The following is a 17,679-nucleotide window of genomic DNA, read 5'->3' on the forward strand; positions in this document are numbered from 1 at the left end:
TTCGCTATATTTGTAATCTAAAACTGATAGATGGAAAAATTAATCATGGGGATAGACCCCGGTACAAACTTCATGGGATATGCAATTCTTAAAACAACCGGAAAGAATTGTAAACCGGAACTTGTCGTGTCGGGAGTCGTTGACATGAAAAAAATGACCGATCCGTATCTCAAACTGCAAAGAGTATTTCAACGCACATTGCAAGTCATTGATTCTTACCATCCGGACGAATTGGCTATCGAATCACAATTCTACGGTAAGAACATCCAATCTATGCTGAAACTCGGACGGGCACAAGGTGTAGCCATCGCAGCCGCTCTACAACGGAATATTCCCATTTTCGAATATGCCCCGAAGAAAATTAAAATGAGCATCACGGGAACAGGAGAGGCCTCCAAAGAGCAGATTGCCCTTTTGCTAGGCAAATTCATGACGATACCGACCACCATTTCCACCTTGGATGAAACAGACGCCATCGCCATCGCCTATTGCCACCACCTACAAGGCAACTTACCCACCACGGGAAATCCCAAATGCAAGGATTGGGGTGACTTCATCAAACAGAATCCGGATAAGGTTTTGTGAAACAATGAATTGTTTCACAAAGTTACAGGTTACAAGTTAACAGGTTACAGGTTCGTCATAACTTGTAACTTGCAAACTTGTAACCTGTAACAAATCGGGCCGTAGCGAGAGCTATGGCCCGATTTAAAATGCAAAGTCAAACAATTTTAATCAACAATATCCAAATAAATACTTTCTTGAGCGTAAGGATAAAATTCTTTATCAGTACTTGCCCTCTCTTTCAATTGCGGGTCAAGTTGTATAGCTTTCTGTAAAGCAACAGCCATTACCTGTACATCTTTTACTCTTGCTGCAGCCACGGCCATCATGTAATACTCGTACCCTTCCGTCAGATTCAACTTCTTCAATGTCTCCAAAGCGGCACGATTATCATTAGCCATCAACTGAGCGTAAGCCAGATTCACATTCGGCATCGCTTTCAAGTAAGGAATAGCTTTATTGTACTCTTTATCTTTCAATAACAACATTCCCAAATTATACTTCGCCTCATTCTTTATAGAAGCTTTCGTATACATATCTTTAGCCTGAGTATTATTCCCTTCATTTTGATAAACAATACCAAGATTATTCAGCACTTCCGGTTTTTGATTAATTACAGCTGCCGATTCCAATAACTTTCTAGCTTTTCTGTAATCTTTGTTACGAATAGCAATGACAGCCAAATCATTCAACAAATTTACATCCGTACGAGCTGACAAAACTGAAGTCTCTTGTAATTGAGGTACGTAATAAGTTGTCACCTGATCCTCCACCTGCATCACTTCAGGCACGGTATAGAAAATGTAGAAATCAGCCCGACGCAATGTCGGAAGAATCACATCTTTCAATTCCGGTACAGTCTTAATATACGATTCCAAAACAGCCTCCCGTTTCTGTAAATTCGGGGCATTCTGCAAATCCTTCACGATTTGTGCCTTATTCTTCAAGTTGGAATCATTCAACAACATATACAGACCTTCCCAATTCTCGCTCACCGTGTTGGAAACGATAAATTTAGTATCTTTTGCCATCGGCGTGTTAGCCAATCCCAAATCTTTCATGAAATAAGCCTTGGCCGTATTGAAACGATTCGTGGTCAAGTTCTTGTTTAATCTTTCCGGTCCTTCCGGGGAGCTGGAAACGTACATTAACATATTTGTAATCTTGGCATTTTTGTCTGCCAGAATTTTCTTCATTTCTTGAGCAGCCTGTGTCATGACAGACGATTTTTTCTGCGCATCTGTAATCACGGATTTAGATAAGGGGAATAACACGTACCCGCTAATAATTCCCACACCTGTTGCCGGAACATCTTTCACAAAAGTTTCGGTAAACAAAGGAATTGCATCCGGATTGTTCGGTAGAGAATACATATATGTTTTCCATTCCTTCACCCCATTCGTATTTAATATAGCCGGAGTAAACGCAACAGTTTTATTTCCCATGATCGCCTCAATATCAGCGATTAGTACCCCTTTTTGCATACCGTCACGATAAGGGAATGATAAATTATAAGTTCCCAGCGTGTTTCCTTTGTATTCCACCACCGGGTAATTGGTACCCTTCACCTTCTCACCTTGGAAATAAAGCGGTTCCATCGCTTCTTCCCCACCGGGATATTGCATTTTAGGAGTCACTTTCAAAATTAACTTTTTATAAAACTGCCTGGGAGCAAAAGCAATATTATAATTAAAATTCACAACCCCATCCACCGCAGTCAACTGCTGAGGAGAAACTTTCCCCACAATTGCCGTTTCGATGGCCTCTCTCTCCAACTTCTTCATGGTATTACACCCCACCATCAAGAAAGAGAGCATCAAAATAACTCCACTCGTTATCAAAGATAATTTTCTCATAGTTCTCTTTTTTTGCGTTTAACTTATTCTATCCATTAAAAATGTTCATATTTTTCAATTCATATCCTCTCTAACGAATTTTATTGAATAAGGTTTTTTATCTTTGTCAAAAGTTTTGAAACAAGGAGATTCAATTCACATTTATTATGGAAGAAACTGTTAAACCGATATATATTGAACAACTTTTCAAAAGTAAGAATCCGAAGTTAGCCCGCTGGATTCCGAAATTCGTTTATTCATTTTTAAAACGAGTGATCTGCCAAGACCAGATCAACGACTTCATCTCTAAATACGGGGATCAAAAAGGCTTGGATTTTGCCGAAGGTATCTTGGAATATCTTGATATTTCTTACATCATCGAAGGTAAAGAGAATTTACCTGCCCCCGACGGACGCTATATTTTTGCCGCAAATCACGCTCTCGGTGGACCGGACGGTATCATTCTGATCTCTTTCTTGGGGAAAATATATAAAAAGCTTAAATTCCCGGTAAACGATTTACTCATGAATCTCAAGAATCTGAATAATATCTTTTTACCGGTTAACAAACACGGAGCCTTAGCCAAAGAAGCTGCCGTGGATTTGGAAAATGCGTTTGCCTCCGATGCCCAGATCATCACCTTCCCTGCCGGAATGGTAAGCCGCAAAGTTAAAGGCGTGGTTAAAGATTTGGAATGGCAAAAAAGTTTCGTGGTTAAAGCTGTTAAATACCAACGGGACATTATTCCGATACGGGTAAAAGCGGAAAATTCAAAATTCTTTTATAATTTAGCAAACTTTCGTACCAAAATAGGACTAAAGGTTAATCTGGAAATGATGTATCTCCCCAAGGAAACATTCAACAAGAAAGGTTCAACTTTTACACTTGTCATCGGGAAACCCATTAAATGGGAAACCCTAGATAAAAGTAAAACACCGAAAGAATGGGCGGAAGAGATAAAGAATATTGTCTACCAATTATAGATCTACATAAACTATGCAACCAGTCATCTATCCTGTAAACAAAGCGAAATTATTAGCAGAACTGACAGAAGAAAGATTCATTCGTAAAACCAACAAAGGGGGAAACGAGATTTACTCGTTTAATGCTTTCAACAGTCCTAACCTGATGAAAGAGGTGGGAAGATTACGGGAATTAACCTTCAGGACTGCCGGGGGCGGTACTGGAAAAGAGGTAGACATTGATCCATTTGATGTTGACGAGCAGGTTCCCTACCAGCAATTAATCGTATGGGACCCGAAAGAGCAGGAAATCCTAGGCGGGTACCGATATATTTTATGTGACAACCTTCCTTTAAATCAAGAGGGAGAACCCAACTTGGCCACGACTGAATTATTCCGTTTCTCCGAGGCCTTCAAAAAGCAATATCTCACTAAAATGATTGAGTTGGGGCGTTCTTTCGTACAACCTTTGTACCAGTCTACAAAAATGGGACGCAAATCCCTGTTCGCTTTGGATAACTTGTGGGACGGTCTGGGCGCTCTTACCGTGGAGAATCCGGGTATGGAATACTTCTTCGGGAAAGTAACCATGTACACCAGTTTCAATATAGAGGCTCGTGACATGATCTTATTCTTTATGCGGAAGTACTTCAAAGATACGGAAAGACTTGTCGAGCCGATCACTCCATTGGAAATTCATATTGATGATAATAAACTTGGGAAAATACTCTGCGGAAATAATTATGACGAGGATTATCGAATCCTCTCTCGTTACGTCCGGGAACATGGAGAAAATATCCCACCCTTAGTAAATGCCTACATGAGCCTGTCACCTTCCATGAAATCCTTTGGGACAGCCATAAACCCGGGCTTTGGTGGTGTGGAAGAAACAGCAATTCTGATCAAGATTGCAGATGTATACGAAACCAAGAAAGCCCGTCACATCTCGACCTATATACCTCGAATACTTCGGTTAAGAAAATTCTGATCAAACAGTCACGAAAATCAGACTGATTCCGATGGCAAAATAGACCAACGATTCGATGATATGCATGATCAACGAGAATCGAGCATTTTGCATCAACCGACGTGACAACCGGTCTGCCAGCAAGGCTACCAACGTGAATATAACAATGGCCTGTGCCATAAAAAGCAATCCCAGTATCAGTAACTCTCCTGCCGGGTTCTCCGTGGCAGGACTTACAAACTGGGGAAAAAATGCAATAAAGAACAACAGCACCTTCGGATTCAGTATATTCATCAGAATTCCCTTCCGGTACAGTTTATATTCTACCCCGGTAGCAGTCGGCAAAGCCAACGAATTTTCCTTCCGGTGGATATATGATTTCACGCCCAAATAAATCAAGTAAGCCGCCCCCATGTATTTCAGTACGCTGAATGCCACCGGAGAATTATATAAAATCAAAGAAAGTCCCAGACTCACAGCCGCCGTGTGAGCGATCAACCCCGTACACAACCCGCAAGCAAAAATAATTCCCGCTTTCTTTCCCCGGGTAATACTTTGCGTGATCACGAATAAAATATCCGGCCCCGGCATCAAAGTCAATAAAATAGCCGCACTTAAAAAACCCAGTATATTCACTTGAAAAAACTAAAAGTTGAAAACTAAAAGATAAAAGTTTAGCCCAAAAGATAAAAGCTAACAGTCCTAAATCATTGAACTTTTAGCTTTTATCTTTTAGTTTTTATCTTTACAGCAAGTTACTTGCCACTTCTGCCAGGTAACTTCTCTCTCCCTTCTCCAGATGCACGTGGGCAAAAATATCCTGCCCCTGCATACGGTCAAACAAATGCGATAAACCATTCGATTGTCGATCCAAGTAAGGAGAGTCTATCTGGTCAATATCTCCCGTGAATACCATCTTCACGCCCTCTCCTGCACGAGTGATGATCGTCTTTACCTCATGTGGTGTAAGATTCTGCGCTTCATCCACGATGAAAAAGACATTTGACAAACTCCGCCCCCTGATATAGGCCAGTGCCGAAATCACCAGACGTTCATCTTTCAACATATCCTCAATCAACCGGTTTTCCTGGCTATGCATATTATAACGGTGCTTGATCACGGCCAGATTATCAAATAAAGGCTGCATGTACGGGCTAACTTTCTCGTTCACATCCCCCGGCAAATACCCCAAATCCTTGTTTGACAAGGCCACGATCGGACGTGCCAAGTAAATTTGCTCGAATGCCTTGTTTTGTTGCAAAGCTGCCGCTAAAGCCAATAATGTCTTTCCCGTACCGGCCTTACCGCTCAATGCTACCAACGAGATATTCGGATTCATTAAGGCATCCAGAGCAAACGCCTGCTCCGAATTCTTCGGGTAAATGCCGAAAGTATTTAGTTTCTCCACTTTCCGCACCACTTTCCGGACGGGATCATAACAAGCCAATACCGAATTACTACCATTCTTCAATATATAGTAATTATTTCCTTTAATTTCTTCCTTCGGGAAAAACGTCTCTACCGGAACTCCTGCCTCCCCGCTTTCGTAAAGCTTTGCGATCAACTCTTGAGAGAAATCCTCTTTTGTCTCTATACACTTGTTTAACGACACTTCCAAGTCCTTCACCTGATCGGTCTTGTAGTCCTCTGCCAAAATTCCCAGAGACCTCGCTTTCATCCTCAAATTCATATCTTTCGACACCAAAACGACCTTTTCTCCTTCTCTCTTCTCTGTTATATATTCAGCAATAGCCAATATTCGATGATCGGGAATATCCTCGCTAAAAGAATCATTCATTTTGGGAGAGAAAGGCACTCCCGTCTGGATAAACAAACGCCCTCTTCCCTTACCTAACGGCGCTCCTTTTAGAAAAAAATCTGATCCGGAAATCTGATCCAATTCCCTGACAAACTCACGGGCATGGTAATTAATCTGGTCATTCCCGCGTTTAAACTTATCTAACTCCTCCAATACCGTGATTGGAATAACAATATCATTATCCTCGAAATTGTAGATGGATCTGTAATCGTGTAAAATCACATTCGTATCTAATACAAATGTTTTCTTATTTTTAGTTTTAGTCATAATGTAATTTTTTAAAACAATGACAAGTTACAAAATATAATAACAAAAAAAGCGGCACATGCCGCTTTTTTTAATGTATGAACCGGAACATCCTGTTCCAACGTATCTTACCTAGGAAGGATTTATCCTTATCCAGAGAAAGCCAGATAAAATAAGCTTTCCCGACAATATGATCTTCAGGAACAAATCCCCAGTAACGAGAGTCAGCCGAATTGTGACGGTTATCCCCCATCATCCAGTAGTAGTTCATCTTGAAAGTATATTTATCTGCCGGGGCGCCATTAATATATATAACGGAATCCTTTACCTCCAGTTTATTCTCCTCGTATGCCCCGATAATACGGTCATAAAGCGGCAGATTTTCCAACGTCAGGTTAATAGTTTCCCCTTTCTTTGGGATCGGTAACGGTCCGAAATTATCACGGGTCCACGGGTAATTCGGGCTATACGGGAATATTTGTCCATCATCCTCCTGATGATTCACCGACAGAACGTTCGGCATTTTCTTAATTTTCTCCACCATTTCAACCGTCAGAGGCAACACGTAATGATTATTCCCCATATAACCACCATTAATATCTTCCATGGAAATCCCCATCTCTTGCAACTTTACCTTATTAAAGGGAGAATTCACGATAATATCATAATTATATTGCATTTTATCTTTATCCTCCAACTTCTTCCCGTTCACGTAAAGTACGGCATCCTTCATTTCCAGAACATCCCCCGGAATCCCGACGCATCGCTTGATGTAATTCTCCCGCTTATCTACCGGACGGGCGATAATCTCGTTCTCCCGCCAAATCTGTTTACGAGCGATAGACCAGGCCTCCTCCGGGGTTACACTCAATCCCTTCTCTTGTGCCACATACCGAATAGCAGCCTCCTGTCCCCTGATTTGCGAATAGTAATCCGGGTTTTCCCTTCCGACGACTACCGTATCCCCCGCCGGGAAGTTAAACACGACAATATCTTCACGTTTAATCTCTCCCAACCCGGCAATCCGTTTGTAAGGCCATTGAATCAAGTCTGAATAAGCTTTCGTTGACTGGGTGAAAGGCAGGGTATGATGAGTAAACGGTACTGACAACGGGGTATTAGGTAATTTCGGTCCGTAAGCCACTTTGCTCACGAAAAGATAATCCCCGACCAGCATGGACTTCTCCATAGAGGAAGTCGGGATCGTGTACGCCTCGAAGAAAAACATACGAATCAATGTAGCCGCGATAATAGCAAAGATCAAAGCATCGATCCACTCCACCGTCTTGGTCTGTTTTTCCACTCCTTTCTTCTTCCAGAAAGCCCAATGCACCTTCTTCGTGATATAAATATCAAACAGAACAGGCACACCTAATAACAACCACCAGCTCCCGATCCATAACGTCCACAGCAGGTACACGAAAAGAACGCACCCTAATTTAAACCATTTATTTGTCAATATCCTACTCATATATTTCTTGATTTATTAAATTAAACTCCTCCGTCAGCTTCGCTGCCACCTCCTCTATAAACAGAGGAGGAGCTGGTAACCTCTCCCCAAGACAGGGAGCATTCAACTCTCCCTCTGTTTATAGAGGGAGTACCCCGAAGGGGGGAGGGAGTTTGTTATTTCAGTTTTCATTCTAAATTTTCAACAAGTCATCCATTCCAAAAACACCTTTTTTCCCCATCAGGAATTCAGCCGCCATCACGGCTCCCTGGGCAAAACCATCCCGGGAATAAGCGGAATGGTATATCTGGATTTCATCCACGTTCGATTTATAAGTTACCGTGTGAATCCCCGGAACTTCACCTTCTCTTTTGGCTTTTACAGGCAATTCTCCCGCACCGACCTTTCCTTCATCCAGTACCCAAGACGAGTATTCCGGATGCTCTTCCAAAATATCTTTTACCAAAGTAATGGCTGTTCCACTGGGAGCATCCAGCTTGTGGATGTGATGGGTTTCCTCGACAGAAACTTTATAATCGGAAAATCGAGCCATGGTCTGTGCCAGCCAACGATTCAGATGAAAAAATATATTCACCCCGATACTATAATTGGATGCGTAAAAAAATGCTCCCCCTAATTGCTCGCGTGACATCATCACTTCGCTCCATCTTTCCAGCCATCCCGTCGTACCGGATACCACCGGAACATGATTACGGAAACACCAATTATAATTATCGACTGCCACGGCCGGGGTTGTAAATTCAATCGCGACATCAGCCTGTTTCAATTGATCATCCGTACATGTAGCCCGGTTATTCTCATCCACGACCAACACGACTTCATGCCCGCGATCACGAGCCACACGCTCTATCGTTTTCCCCATTTTCCCGTATCCAAGTAATGCAATCTTCATTATATTGAATTAAAAAATAATGTACCACTGTCTTACAAAGGTAATATTTAAAAATAAAAAAAGGCCACCCGAGGGCAGCCTTTTCTGATATTTTATAATTACTAAGCTAACTCTTTCACTTTCGCAACGATTGCTTTGAAAGCTTCCGGTTGATTCATAGCCAGATCAGCCAGAACTTTACGGTTCATGTTTACCTCTGCTTTATGAACTAAGCCCATAAACTTAGAGTAAGACAAACCTTCCATTCTAACTGCGGCGTTAATTCTCTGAATCCACAACGCTCTAAATTCTGATTTTTTCTTCTTTCTGTCACGGTACGCGTACGTTAAGCCTTTTTCATACGTGTTTTTGGCAACCGTCCAGACATTTTTTCTTGCACCAAAGTTACCTCTGGTTTGACTTAAAACCTTTTTTCTACGTGCTCTTGAAGCAACGGCATTTTTAGCTCTTGGCATAATCTTTTGTTTTTTGAATGTTAGCGTCCCTCAAGGAACTTAACTAGCGTAACATCCTGGTTAATTACTGTTTTTTTTAAATTTCTTAGATACAAAGCATTTTTCTCACGGTTGCGTCGTTAGCCACGTCAACGATAGCTGTATGAGTCAAATTTCTTTTTCTCTTGGTTGCTTTTTTGGTCAAAATATGACTTTTAAAAGCATGTTTTCTCTTAATCTTCCCGGTAGCAGTCAAAGTAAATCTTTTCTTTGCACTGCTCACACTCTTCATCTTTGGCATTTGTTCTAATTTTAATTTGTTTCAGAATATATGTAATTATAAAATATCCCTTATCGATTTTAGATTTAATGATTTTAGATTTCAGATTGAAAAATCCAATGATGGAATGATTTTAGATTCGCGGATCTATTCATTCTAAATTCTAAACTTTAAACTCTAAACTTCCATTATTTCTTAGGAGCAATAACCACGATCATTTTCTTTCCCTCAAGCATGGGAGCGGATTCCAGTTTCCCGTAATCTTCCAACGCATTAACAAAGCGTTCCAACAAGTCAGCCCCCTGGTCTTTAAACAGGATCGAACGCCCTTTGAAGAACACGTAGGCTCTTACCTTCGCACCTTCTTGCAGGAACCCGATCGCGTGTTTCAACTTGAAATTGAAATCATGATCGTCTGTTTGAGGCCCGAAACGGATCTCCTTTACAACGACCTTCACGCTCTTGGCTTTAATCTCTTTCTGCTTTTTCTTCAACTGATACAGGAACTTGCTGTAATCAATGATCCTGCATACAGGTGGATCGGCATTTGGGGATATCTCTACCAGATCAGCTCCGGCAGCTTCAGCCATGGCTAAAGCCTCTTTTAAAGGATAAACACCCGCTTCTACATTTTCACCAACGACTCTCACAGAAGCAGCCCGAATTTGCTCGTTCACTCTGTGCTGTGGCTTGTCATTTTGACCTCTGCCCCTAATTTCCATTGTTCTTGCTATAATTAATCCTCCTTTTATTATTATTCATTGTAGATAGAGTTCAACTGAGCTTCTACCTCTTTATTTATCATTTCTGCGAATTCTTCCGTTGTCATAGCTCCTTTGTCTCCCTCTCCTTGACGACGAACAGAAACTTTATTTTCGTTCATTTCCTGTTCCCCGACAATCAACATGTAAGGAATCTTTTTCAACTCGTTATCACGTATCTTACGACCAATCTTTTCGTTACGATCGTCTAAAACGGTGCGAATGTCGGAATTATTTAAGAAATTTACAACTTTTTGAGCATAATCGTTGTATTTTTCACTGATCGGGAGTACCACGACCTGGTCCGGAGTCAACCACAACGGGAATTTTCCACCTGTGTGTTCGATCAGCACGGCCACGAACCGCTCCATACTTCCGAACGGAGCCCGGTGAATCATTACCGGACGATGTTTCTGGTTATCAGCACCCGTGTATTCCAGCTCGAAACGTTCCGGCAAGTTATAATCCACTTGGATCGTTCCTAACTGCCACTTCCGCCCGATAGCATCCTTCACCATGAAGTCCAATTTCGGCCCATAGAATGCGGCCTCACCCAACTCGACAGTTGTTTTCAATCCTTTCTCGGCAGCCGCCTCGATAATAGCACTCTCGGCTTTCTCCCAGTTTTCATCGGTTCCGATGTATTTCTCCTTATTATTCGGGTCTCTCAAAGAAACCTGCGCGGTGAAATTCTCGAAACTCAACGCTTTGAATATCGTGAAAATAATGTCGATTACTTTCTTGAATTCCTCTTTCAACTGATCGGGCGTACAGAACAAGTGAGCATCATCCTGCGTGAACCCGCGAACCCTTGTCAACCCGTGCAATTCCCCGCTCTGCTCGTAGCGATACACCGTACCGAATTCTGCAAAACGAACCGGAAGATCCTTATAAGACCGCGGTTTGAATTTGTACATCTCGCAGTGGTGCGGGCAGTTCATCGGTTTCAACATGAATTCCTCGCCTTCTTGCGGGGTCGTGATGACCTGGAAACTATCTTTACCGTACTTCTGGAAATGTCCTGAAGTCTTGTACAAGTTCACGTTACCGATATGCGGGGTGATCACCTGCTCGTAACCGTACTTCTTCTGTACCTTGCGCAAGAAAGCTTCCAGACGATCTCTCAACATGGCTCCCTTCGGCAACCACATCGGAAGTCCCGAACCAACCGCTTGCGAGAACATGAACAACTCCATTTCCTTACCAATCTTACGGTGATCGCGTTGTTTTGCCTCCTCCATCAATACCAGCCATTCGTCCAGCATTTTCTGTTTCGGGAAAGTGATACCGTATATACGGGTTAACATCTTGTTATGTTCGTTCCCTCTCCAGTATGCCCCGGCAACTGAAGTCAACTTGATAGCTTTGATATAGGATGTATTGGGCAAGTGTGGTCCGCGGCACAAGTCCGTGAAATCACCCTGACGGTAATACGTGATTGTTCCGTCTTCCAAATCGTTGATTAACTCTACTTTATATGTTTCATTGAGCGATGAAAAATGATTCAACGCCTCTTGCTTACTAACGTCTATCCTGCAATACTCCTCGTTCTTTCTTGCCAATTCCAACATTTTCTTCTCAATCTCCACCAAATCTTTCTCTTGGATAGCAACACCTTCTCCCGGGTCCACGTCATAGTAGAAACCATTTTCAATTGCCGGACCGATACCGAACTTGATATTCGGGTAAATAGCCTGCAAAGCTTCTGCCATAAGGTGTGCAGATGAGTGCCAGAAAGCATGGCGTCCCTCTTCATCGTCCCATGTATATAGCTTAATCTCGGAGTCTGTTGTTATACCGCGCATCAAATCCCACGTGACGCCATTTACGGATATAGACAACACTTCCTTAGCCAGCTTATGGCTAATCGACTTAGCTATGTCCATGCCGGTTACCCCGGACTCGAACTCTTTTACATTCCCATCGGGAAATTTAATCTTTACCATTCTGCTTTCTTTTAGTTATTACTCTTTGTAATTTACGAACCGCAAAATTATAAAAAAACATCGGAATATCAAAGAAAAAGCCCGGCTTAAACACGCCTCTTCTCTTGAAAAAGAAACAGACACGAGGCATGTTCAAAAACGATCCCGGACATCATTTAACAAATGCAAATATTCGCTATTATTTATTTACTTTATTGCATTCACATTGTGACCCGCTCCCATTCCGCTCCCATTCCTCCCCTATTCCCCTCCTATTAATATTAAAAATATATTAAATTATAATACAATATACAAACGAGCTGATCAATGTATGATAATAAGTAAATACATAGAATATAAAAAATTGATTTATAATACTTTACCTAACAAAATTTGTATTTTTCTAAAAAAAACGTAATAGCACGGGAAAAAACGAGAGGCGAACTCAAAAGTCATGCTCAAAACAGCAACCTTCCCCCCTGTGTAAGGGGAAACTAAAAACTAAAAACTAAAAACTAAAAATTAAAAGATGTCGGCTCGTGCGCTGGAATCTAAAATTTAAAAGCTAAAATTAAAAAGCTATTCCTGTCCGTGTAATTTATTAAATAAAATGGCCAAGTTCGTGTATATCGTCGTGTTTTGCACGGCAATATGAGCAGGTACTTTAATCCGGGCCGGGGTAAAATTCCAAATAGCCTTGATTCCCCAAGCAACCATTAAATCGGCCACGTTCTGGGCACATTCGGCCGGAACGGTAATGATACCTATCGCCACGTTACATTCTCCCGGCATTCCCCGGAACTGGTCCACATGAAAAATCTCGACATCATTAATCTTTGTCCCGATTTTAGATTTGTCCACGTCGAAAGCCTTCTGTATATTCAAACCGAAATTTCTCAGTCCCTTATCCTGCAACAAGGCACATCCTAACGAACCCGCCCCGACTAGAAAAGCGTTATTAATCTTGTTAAAACCAAGAAAGTCATCCAGTATCTCCACGAAATTATCCACCTCGTAACCAACACGAGTTTTACCGGAGATACCGGTATGCGACAAATCTTTCGTCACTTGCGTGGCGTCTATTTCCATGTATTCGGCAATTCTTGTCGATGAGACGTACTTCTCTCCCTGTTTTTGCAATGTCTTCACGAAAGAAAGATATGCGGGCATCCGCCTCAAAACCGGAACTGGAACAACTTTACTATCATTAGCCATATAACGTTCTATAATTTCTGCAAAGTTATATCTTTTCGGCGAAATCCGACACAAAGAATTTGCATTATTTCTTTTCTGTCGTTTCCGGGCGAACAACACCTTTGGCCGACGCGATCATATTACTTTCCCCGTTAAACACCGCCCCGGCCTCAACAACCATAGTTGCAGTGGAGATCGTTCCCTTCACGTTTGATTTTGCCCTTAACACGACAATACCGGTTGAAACTATATCCCCCTCCACGTTCCCGAACACGTCAATATTCGGAGAATTGACTTTTCCCGTAACACGAGAAGAAGGCCCGAGAACCAAACGCCCGTCAGTATGAACTGTCCCGACAAGCGTGCCGTCAATCCGTATATCCCTTGGCGTTTGAATATCCCCCTCGACGATGACACCTTCACTCAAAAGATTCAAGATTGCCTGTACTTCCTTTCCCATATCTCTATTTCATTTTTATTTTCCCAAATGCAACACATACGTTACTACGACAATTAGCACGTTTTCTTATCATGACATACTAATTCCGGGTTTAAAGTTAGTGAAATTTCGTCAAATACATACATCATCTCCACCGGCACACACGATCTCTTCACTTCACGCCCCATGCTCGTCAGATGAAACGCACGAAAAGAACACACCACACAGCCTACATTTCCCGAATTTATTCCATATTTGTACGAAATCAATGTCATATACTTCTTATATATTATTAACATTTTCATCCTCAAACACACGCCTTTTTTCACTGAAAAGAAATATCAAAGCCCGAACTTACACCCACTGTATATTTTTACTATTTTTGCCCGCTCAACAGAATGAACCAGTTTATTTAAAAGAATATACATGAACTACAAGGAAACATTAGAATGGTTATTTGCCCAGCTTCCCATGTACCAAAGAGAAGGTAAGGCCGCATACAAAGCCAATCTGGACAACACGTTAAAACTGGATGAACACTTCGGTTCTCCGCACAAACAATTCAAGACCATCCACGTGGGGGGTACAAACGGTAAGGGTTCAGTGTCTCACATGCTGGCCTCCATATTACAAGAAGCCGGGTATAAAACCGGACTATACACGTCACCGCACTTGAAAGATTTCCGTGAACGTATCAAAATAAACGGGGAGATGATCACGGAACAATACGTGATCAATTTCGTGGAAGAGAATAAATCACTTTTCGCCGGGATCAAACCGTCCTTCTTCGAAATGACGGTGGCTATGGCCTTCCAATATTTCGCGGACCAACAAGTTGATATTGCTGTTATCGAAGTCGGACTTGGAGGGCGACTGGACTCCACGAATATCATAACCCCTCTAGCCTCGGTGATCACGAATATTTCATTCGATCATATGGCCCTTCTCGGTGACACGCTTGAAAAAATCGCACACGAGAAAGCGGGTATTATCAAACCCGGCGTTCCCGCAATCATCGGGACGAAAGACCCCGCCAGTGACTTTGTCTTTATTGAAAAAGCAAAAGAGTGTGAAACCACCCTTGAATTTGCGTCCGAAAACTGGCAAGTAACACGAGATAATAAAAACGCCTACCGGCTGGAAAACAAAAACGGGATCACGTTTGCCCCCGTGCAAGCAGACCTGAAAGGACTTTATCAACGAAAAAATATCCCGGCCGTTCTGGAAACGGTTCTAAGCCTAAGAAACAATGGCTTGCACATCTCCGATCAAAACATATACAACGGCATAGCCAACACGATTCGCAACACGGGATTGCTTGGACGTTGGCAAGAATTATCACAAACGCCCTATACGGTATGCGACACCGGACACAACATCGATGGACTAACCGAGATTGTCGCCCAATTAAAAACCTGCACGTATGAAAAACTCCATTTCGTGATCGGTATGGTAAACGACAAGGACGTGGACAGCGTGTTGCACATCCTGCCAAAAGACGCTATTTATTATTTCTGCAAAGCATCCATACCCAGGGCTATGGATGAGAAAACTTTAGCCGAGAAAGCCCGGCCAAATCATCTTCACGGGGAAACCTTCCCGACAGTTGCTGCAGCCTATCAAGCCGCCCGTGAAGCCGCCAGCAACCGGGATATGATATACATCGGGGGAAGTACTTTTGTTGTCGCGGAAGTGATTTAAAAAAAAACTTATAAACTAAAAGAGTGTCAAAAATAAATGTTGACACTCTTTTTACTACACGAAAAATCAAACTATAAACTTTGTCTTATTCCTTTTTAGGAGTTTCTTTTTGCGCTTTAAATACCGCTATCACGTTATTACTATCTTTCAGCGTCAACTTATCATTCTTTATGATAAAACTCTTCGTATCTTCCAGAACCTTGAAAAAACTTGTTTCAATATCCATATCAGGACAAGCCATCTTAGTCGCTCCCATCCCGCTAAAAGTCAATTGTGACTCGTTTTGTTCGTAAACACCAAAAAAGCGATTACATCCCGCCCTTCCAAATACTTTCTTATCACTGCTTTCAAGCGTGATGAATACCTCGCTCCCACCTTCCTTGAACTTAATCTCTTTCCCGTTCAAACTCTCCGCAACCCATTTCACCCCGGTCAGAGAAACGCTCTCCTTTGCCGACTTGCACGAAGTCATCCATATTGCTAATACACAACAAAAAAATATTCCTTTCATAATTCAATCACCATTTTGGATAATTAGTACTCATTAGTTTTCTCATTCTTTTCTACAAATACCATGCCAAAAGGGAATTTCATCAATAAACCTCACCTCATTCAAACATTCATTTATTTGAGAAATCAAGCAGTAAAAAAAAACATCTAAAGGGATGAATTAACTTTTGAATTACTGAATAAATTCAATAATTGATTATATATTTGCACGTGTTTTTAAAATAAACAATTACAGGGTGAATTAGAAATAATTATCTACATATCAAAAACATAATAAAACAATGTCCAAGGTTATAAAACTGAAAAAAGGCCTTGATATCAAGTTAAAAGGAGAAGCCGAAAATCTGGTGAAAAACATCGAGAGATGTGATTTCTACGCGGTAAAACCAACAGATTTCCGTCTGCTTACTCCCAAACTTGCAGTAAAGGCAGGCGATCAAGTGAAAGCGGGTGACGTGTTGTTTATCGACAAGTACAGACCTGAAGTCAAATTCACATCACCTGTTAGCGGTACAGTCGAAACCGTAAACAGAGGAGAAAGAAGGAAGTTGCTGGAGGTCGTGGTTAAAGCAGATGACCAAATCCAATACAAGGATTTTGGGGCTGCAGACGTGAACAAACTTTCCAGAGACGAAATCATCGAAAAATTACTTGACAGCGGGGTTTGGCCCATGATCAAACAACGTCCGTACGACATCATCGCGACCCCGGCTGATATGCCGAAGGCGATATTCGTGTCCGGTTTTGATTCCGCCCCTCTCGCTCCGGATTTCGACATCACTCTTGCAGATGAATTAACCGCGCTCCAATCCGGAATCGATTGCTTAAAAAAATTATGCGGTAAAAACGTGAACTTGAACTTGAAAGAAGGGACGCCTTCAACATCCGTGTTCGCCAAGCTGAAAAACGTGGATGTGAATTATTTCGCGGGACCACACCCGGCAGGAAATGCAGGAATCCAGATTCACCATCTGAACCCGATCAACAAAGGGGAAATCGTTTGGGTGGTAAACGCTATGGACCTTGCCATTATCGGACGATTATTCACTTCCGGAAAATTCGACGCCCGCAAGACGATTGCTCTCGCAGGTTCAGAAGTTGAAAAGCCTGCTTACTACAAAACCATTCTGGGAGCAAAAATCGGTTGTATCGTGAACGGGAAACTGAAGAATCAAGTTCATCAACGTATTATTTCCGGTAACGTACTCACGGGTTATAAAGTAACTGAAGAGAACTATCTCGGATTCTATAATAATATGGTAACCGTTATCCCTGAAGGTGATAATTACGAATTTTTGGGTTGGGCAACTCCCGGTTTCAACAAATTCTCCATATCAAAAACTTTCCCCTCTTTCTTATGTCCGAACAAGAAATACACTCTTGATGCCAACTATCACGGGGAAGAAAGAGCCTTCGTGGTGACCGGACAATACGAGAAAGTTCTTCCCATGGACATCCTTCCCGTTTACCTGCTGAAAGCGGTACTGGCAGAGGACTTGGACAAGATGGAACAACTCGGTATGTACGAGATTGTCCCGGAAGATATGGCTTTATGCGAGTTCGTTTGTACCTCTAAAACTCCGGTACAGGAAATACTGGAAAAAGGTATAGAGTTAATGATAAAAGAACTAAGCTAATTTTAAATTGCAAATTTTAAATTGTCAATTCCTTGATGGGAC

General features: G+C 41.9%; 17 protein-coding genes. 5 read left to right on the plus strand and 12 right to left on the minus strand.

The annotated features are described in order from the left end of the window. Positions 1 to 30 precede the first annotated feature (30 nt). On the plus strand, positions 31 to 585 hold the full coding sequence (ruvC, locus tag AB5542_RS02665) for a crossover junction endodeoxyribonuclease RuvC (RefSeq protein ID WP_087420425.1): 555 nt from the start codon (positions 31 to 33) through the stop codon (positions 583 to 585). A 146-nt stretch (positions 586 to 731) separates the two neighbouring features. Here the strand turns inward: ruvC and AB5542_RS02670 are convergent, their stop codons facing one another. Further along, complete coding sequence (locus AB5542_RS02670; RefSeq protein ID WP_279037328.1) at positions 732 to 2,420, minus strand: tetratricopeptide repeat protein; 1,689 nt, start codon at positions 2,418 to 2,420, stop codon at positions 732 to 734. A gap of 146 nt (positions 2,421 to 2,566) precedes the next feature. Between AB5542_RS02670 and AB5542_RS02675 the strand changes: the two genes are divergently transcribed. Both AB5542_RS02675 and AB5542_RS02680 read left to right on the plus strand, forming a co-directional pair. Then, positions 2,567 to 3,382 (plus strand): glycerol acyltransferase, encoded by an 816-nt coding sequence (locus AB5542_RS02675; RefSeq protein ID WP_087420426.1) that lies wholly within the window; start codon positions 2,567 to 2,569, stop codon positions 3,380 to 3,382. A 13-nt stretch (positions 3,383 to 3,395) separates the two neighbouring features. Beyond that, entirely contained in the window at positions 3,396 to 4,349 is a 954-nt protein-coding gene (locus AB5542_RS02680) for a GNAT family N-acetyltransferase (protein ID WP_087420427.1), read from the plus strand. Here the strand turns inward: AB5542_RS02680 and AB5542_RS02685 are convergent, their stop codons facing one another. The 10 genes from AB5542_RS02685 to AB5542_RS02730 all read right to left on the minus strand — a co-directional run bounded on the left by AB5542_RS02685 (position 4,350) and on the right by AB5542_RS02730 (position 13,810). After that, entirely contained in the window at positions 4,350 to 4,964 is a 615-nt protein-coding gene (locus tag AB5542_RS02685; protein WP_270542046.1) for a LysE family translocator, read from the minus strand. It lies immediately after the preceding gene. Between the two features lie 109 nt (positions 4,965 to 5,073). Then, positions 5,074 to 6,414 (minus strand): PhoH family protein, encoded by a 1,341-nt coding sequence (locus AB5542_RS02690; protein WP_087420428.1) that lies wholly within the window; start codon positions 6,412 to 6,414, stop codon positions 5,074 to 5,076. Positions 6,415 to 6,484: 70 nt separating this feature from the next. Next, positions 6,485 to 7,864 carry a signal peptidase I gene (gene lepB, locus AB5542_RS02695; RefSeq protein WP_270542045.1) on the minus strand — a complete coding sequence of 460 codons (1,380 nt, stop codon included), beginning with the start codon at positions 7,862 to 7,864 and terminating at the stop codon, positions 6,485 to 6,487. Positions 7,865 to 8,036: 172 nt separating this feature from the next. Continuing rightward, the gene (dapB, locus tag AB5542_RS02700; protein ID WP_270542044.1) at positions 8,037 to 8,756 is read right to left on the minus strand and encodes a 4-hydroxy-tetrahydrodipicolinate reductase; all 720 of its coding nucleotides are present in this window, start codon (positions 8,754 to 8,756) and stop codon (positions 8,037 to 8,039) included. A 101-nt stretch (positions 8,757 to 8,857) separates the two neighbouring features. Continuing rightward, on the minus strand, positions 8,858 to 9,211 hold the full coding sequence (rplT, locus tag AB5542_RS02705; RefSeq protein WP_027200086.1) for a 50S ribosomal protein L20: 354 nt from the start codon (positions 9,209 to 9,211) through the stop codon (positions 8,858 to 8,860). 85 nt (positions 9,212 to 9,296) lie between these two features. Continuing rightward, entirely contained in the window at positions 9,297 to 9,491 is a 195-nt protein-coding gene (gene rpmI, locus AB5542_RS02710; protein ID WP_027200085.1) for a 50S ribosomal protein L35, read from the minus strand. A 167-nt stretch (positions 9,492 to 9,658) separates the two neighbouring features. Further along, positions 9,659 to 10,192 (minus strand): translation initiation factor IF-3, encoded by a 534-nt coding sequence (gene infC, locus AB5542_RS02715; RefSeq protein ID WP_027200084.1) that lies wholly within the window; start codon positions 10,190 to 10,192, stop codon positions 9,659 to 9,661. Between the two features lie 32 nt (positions 10,193 to 10,224). Continuing rightward, positions 10,225 to 12,177, minus strand: a complete 1,953-nt coding sequence (gene thrS, locus AB5542_RS02720; protein ID WP_117775061.1) for a threonine--tRNA ligase — start codon at positions 12,175 to 12,177, stop codon at positions 10,225 to 10,227. A 558-nt stretch (positions 12,178 to 12,735) separates the two neighbouring features. Next, the gene (locus tag AB5542_RS02725; protein ID WP_087420432.1) at positions 12,736 to 13,371 is read right to left on the minus strand and encodes a redox-sensing transcriptional repressor Rex; all 636 of its coding nucleotides are present in this window, start codon (positions 13,369 to 13,371) and stop codon (positions 12,736 to 12,738) included. 64 nt (positions 13,372 to 13,435) lie between these two features. Then, positions 13,436 to 13,810 (minus strand): polymer-forming cytoskeletal protein, encoded by a 375-nt coding sequence (locus AB5542_RS02730; RefSeq protein ID WP_087420433.1) that lies wholly within the window; start codon positions 13,808 to 13,810, stop codon positions 13,436 to 13,438. Between the two features lie 405 nt (positions 13,811 to 14,215). Here AB5542_RS02730 and AB5542_RS02735 point away from each other — a divergent pair, with 405 nt between their 5' ends. Next, positions 14,216 to 15,490: a bifunctional folylpolyglutamate synthase/dihydrofolate synthase gene (locus tag AB5542_RS02735; protein ID WP_270542043.1), complete on the plus strand. Its 1,275-nt coding sequence runs from the start codon at positions 14,216 to 14,218 to the stop codon at positions 15,488 to 15,490. 85 nt (positions 15,491 to 15,575) lie between these two features. Here AB5542_RS02735 and AB5542_RS02740 read toward each other — a convergent pair whose 3' ends face one another. Then, on the minus strand, positions 15,576 to 16,001 hold the full coding sequence (locus tag AB5542_RS02740; protein ID WP_209279522.1) for an META domain-containing protein: 426 nt from the start codon (positions 15,999 to 16,001) through the stop codon (positions 15,576 to 15,578). Positions 16,002 to 16,281: 280 nt separating this feature from the next. On the opposite strand from AB5542_RS02740, the gene AB5542_RS02745 reads away from it, so the two are divergent. Beyond that, entirely contained in the window at positions 16,282 to 17,637 is a 1,356-nt protein-coding gene (locus AB5542_RS02745; protein WP_087420436.1) for a Na(+)-translocating NADH-quinone reductase subunit A, read from the plus strand. Positions 17,638 to 17,679: the final 42 nt, after the last annotated feature.

It is taken from the genome of Butyricimonas sp. RTP31003st1_G1_RTP31003_210430 (assembly GCF_040920905.1).
Classification (GTDB): Bacteria; Bacteroidota; Bacteroidia; order Bacteroidales; family Marinifilaceae; genus Butyricimonas; species Butyricimonas paravirosa.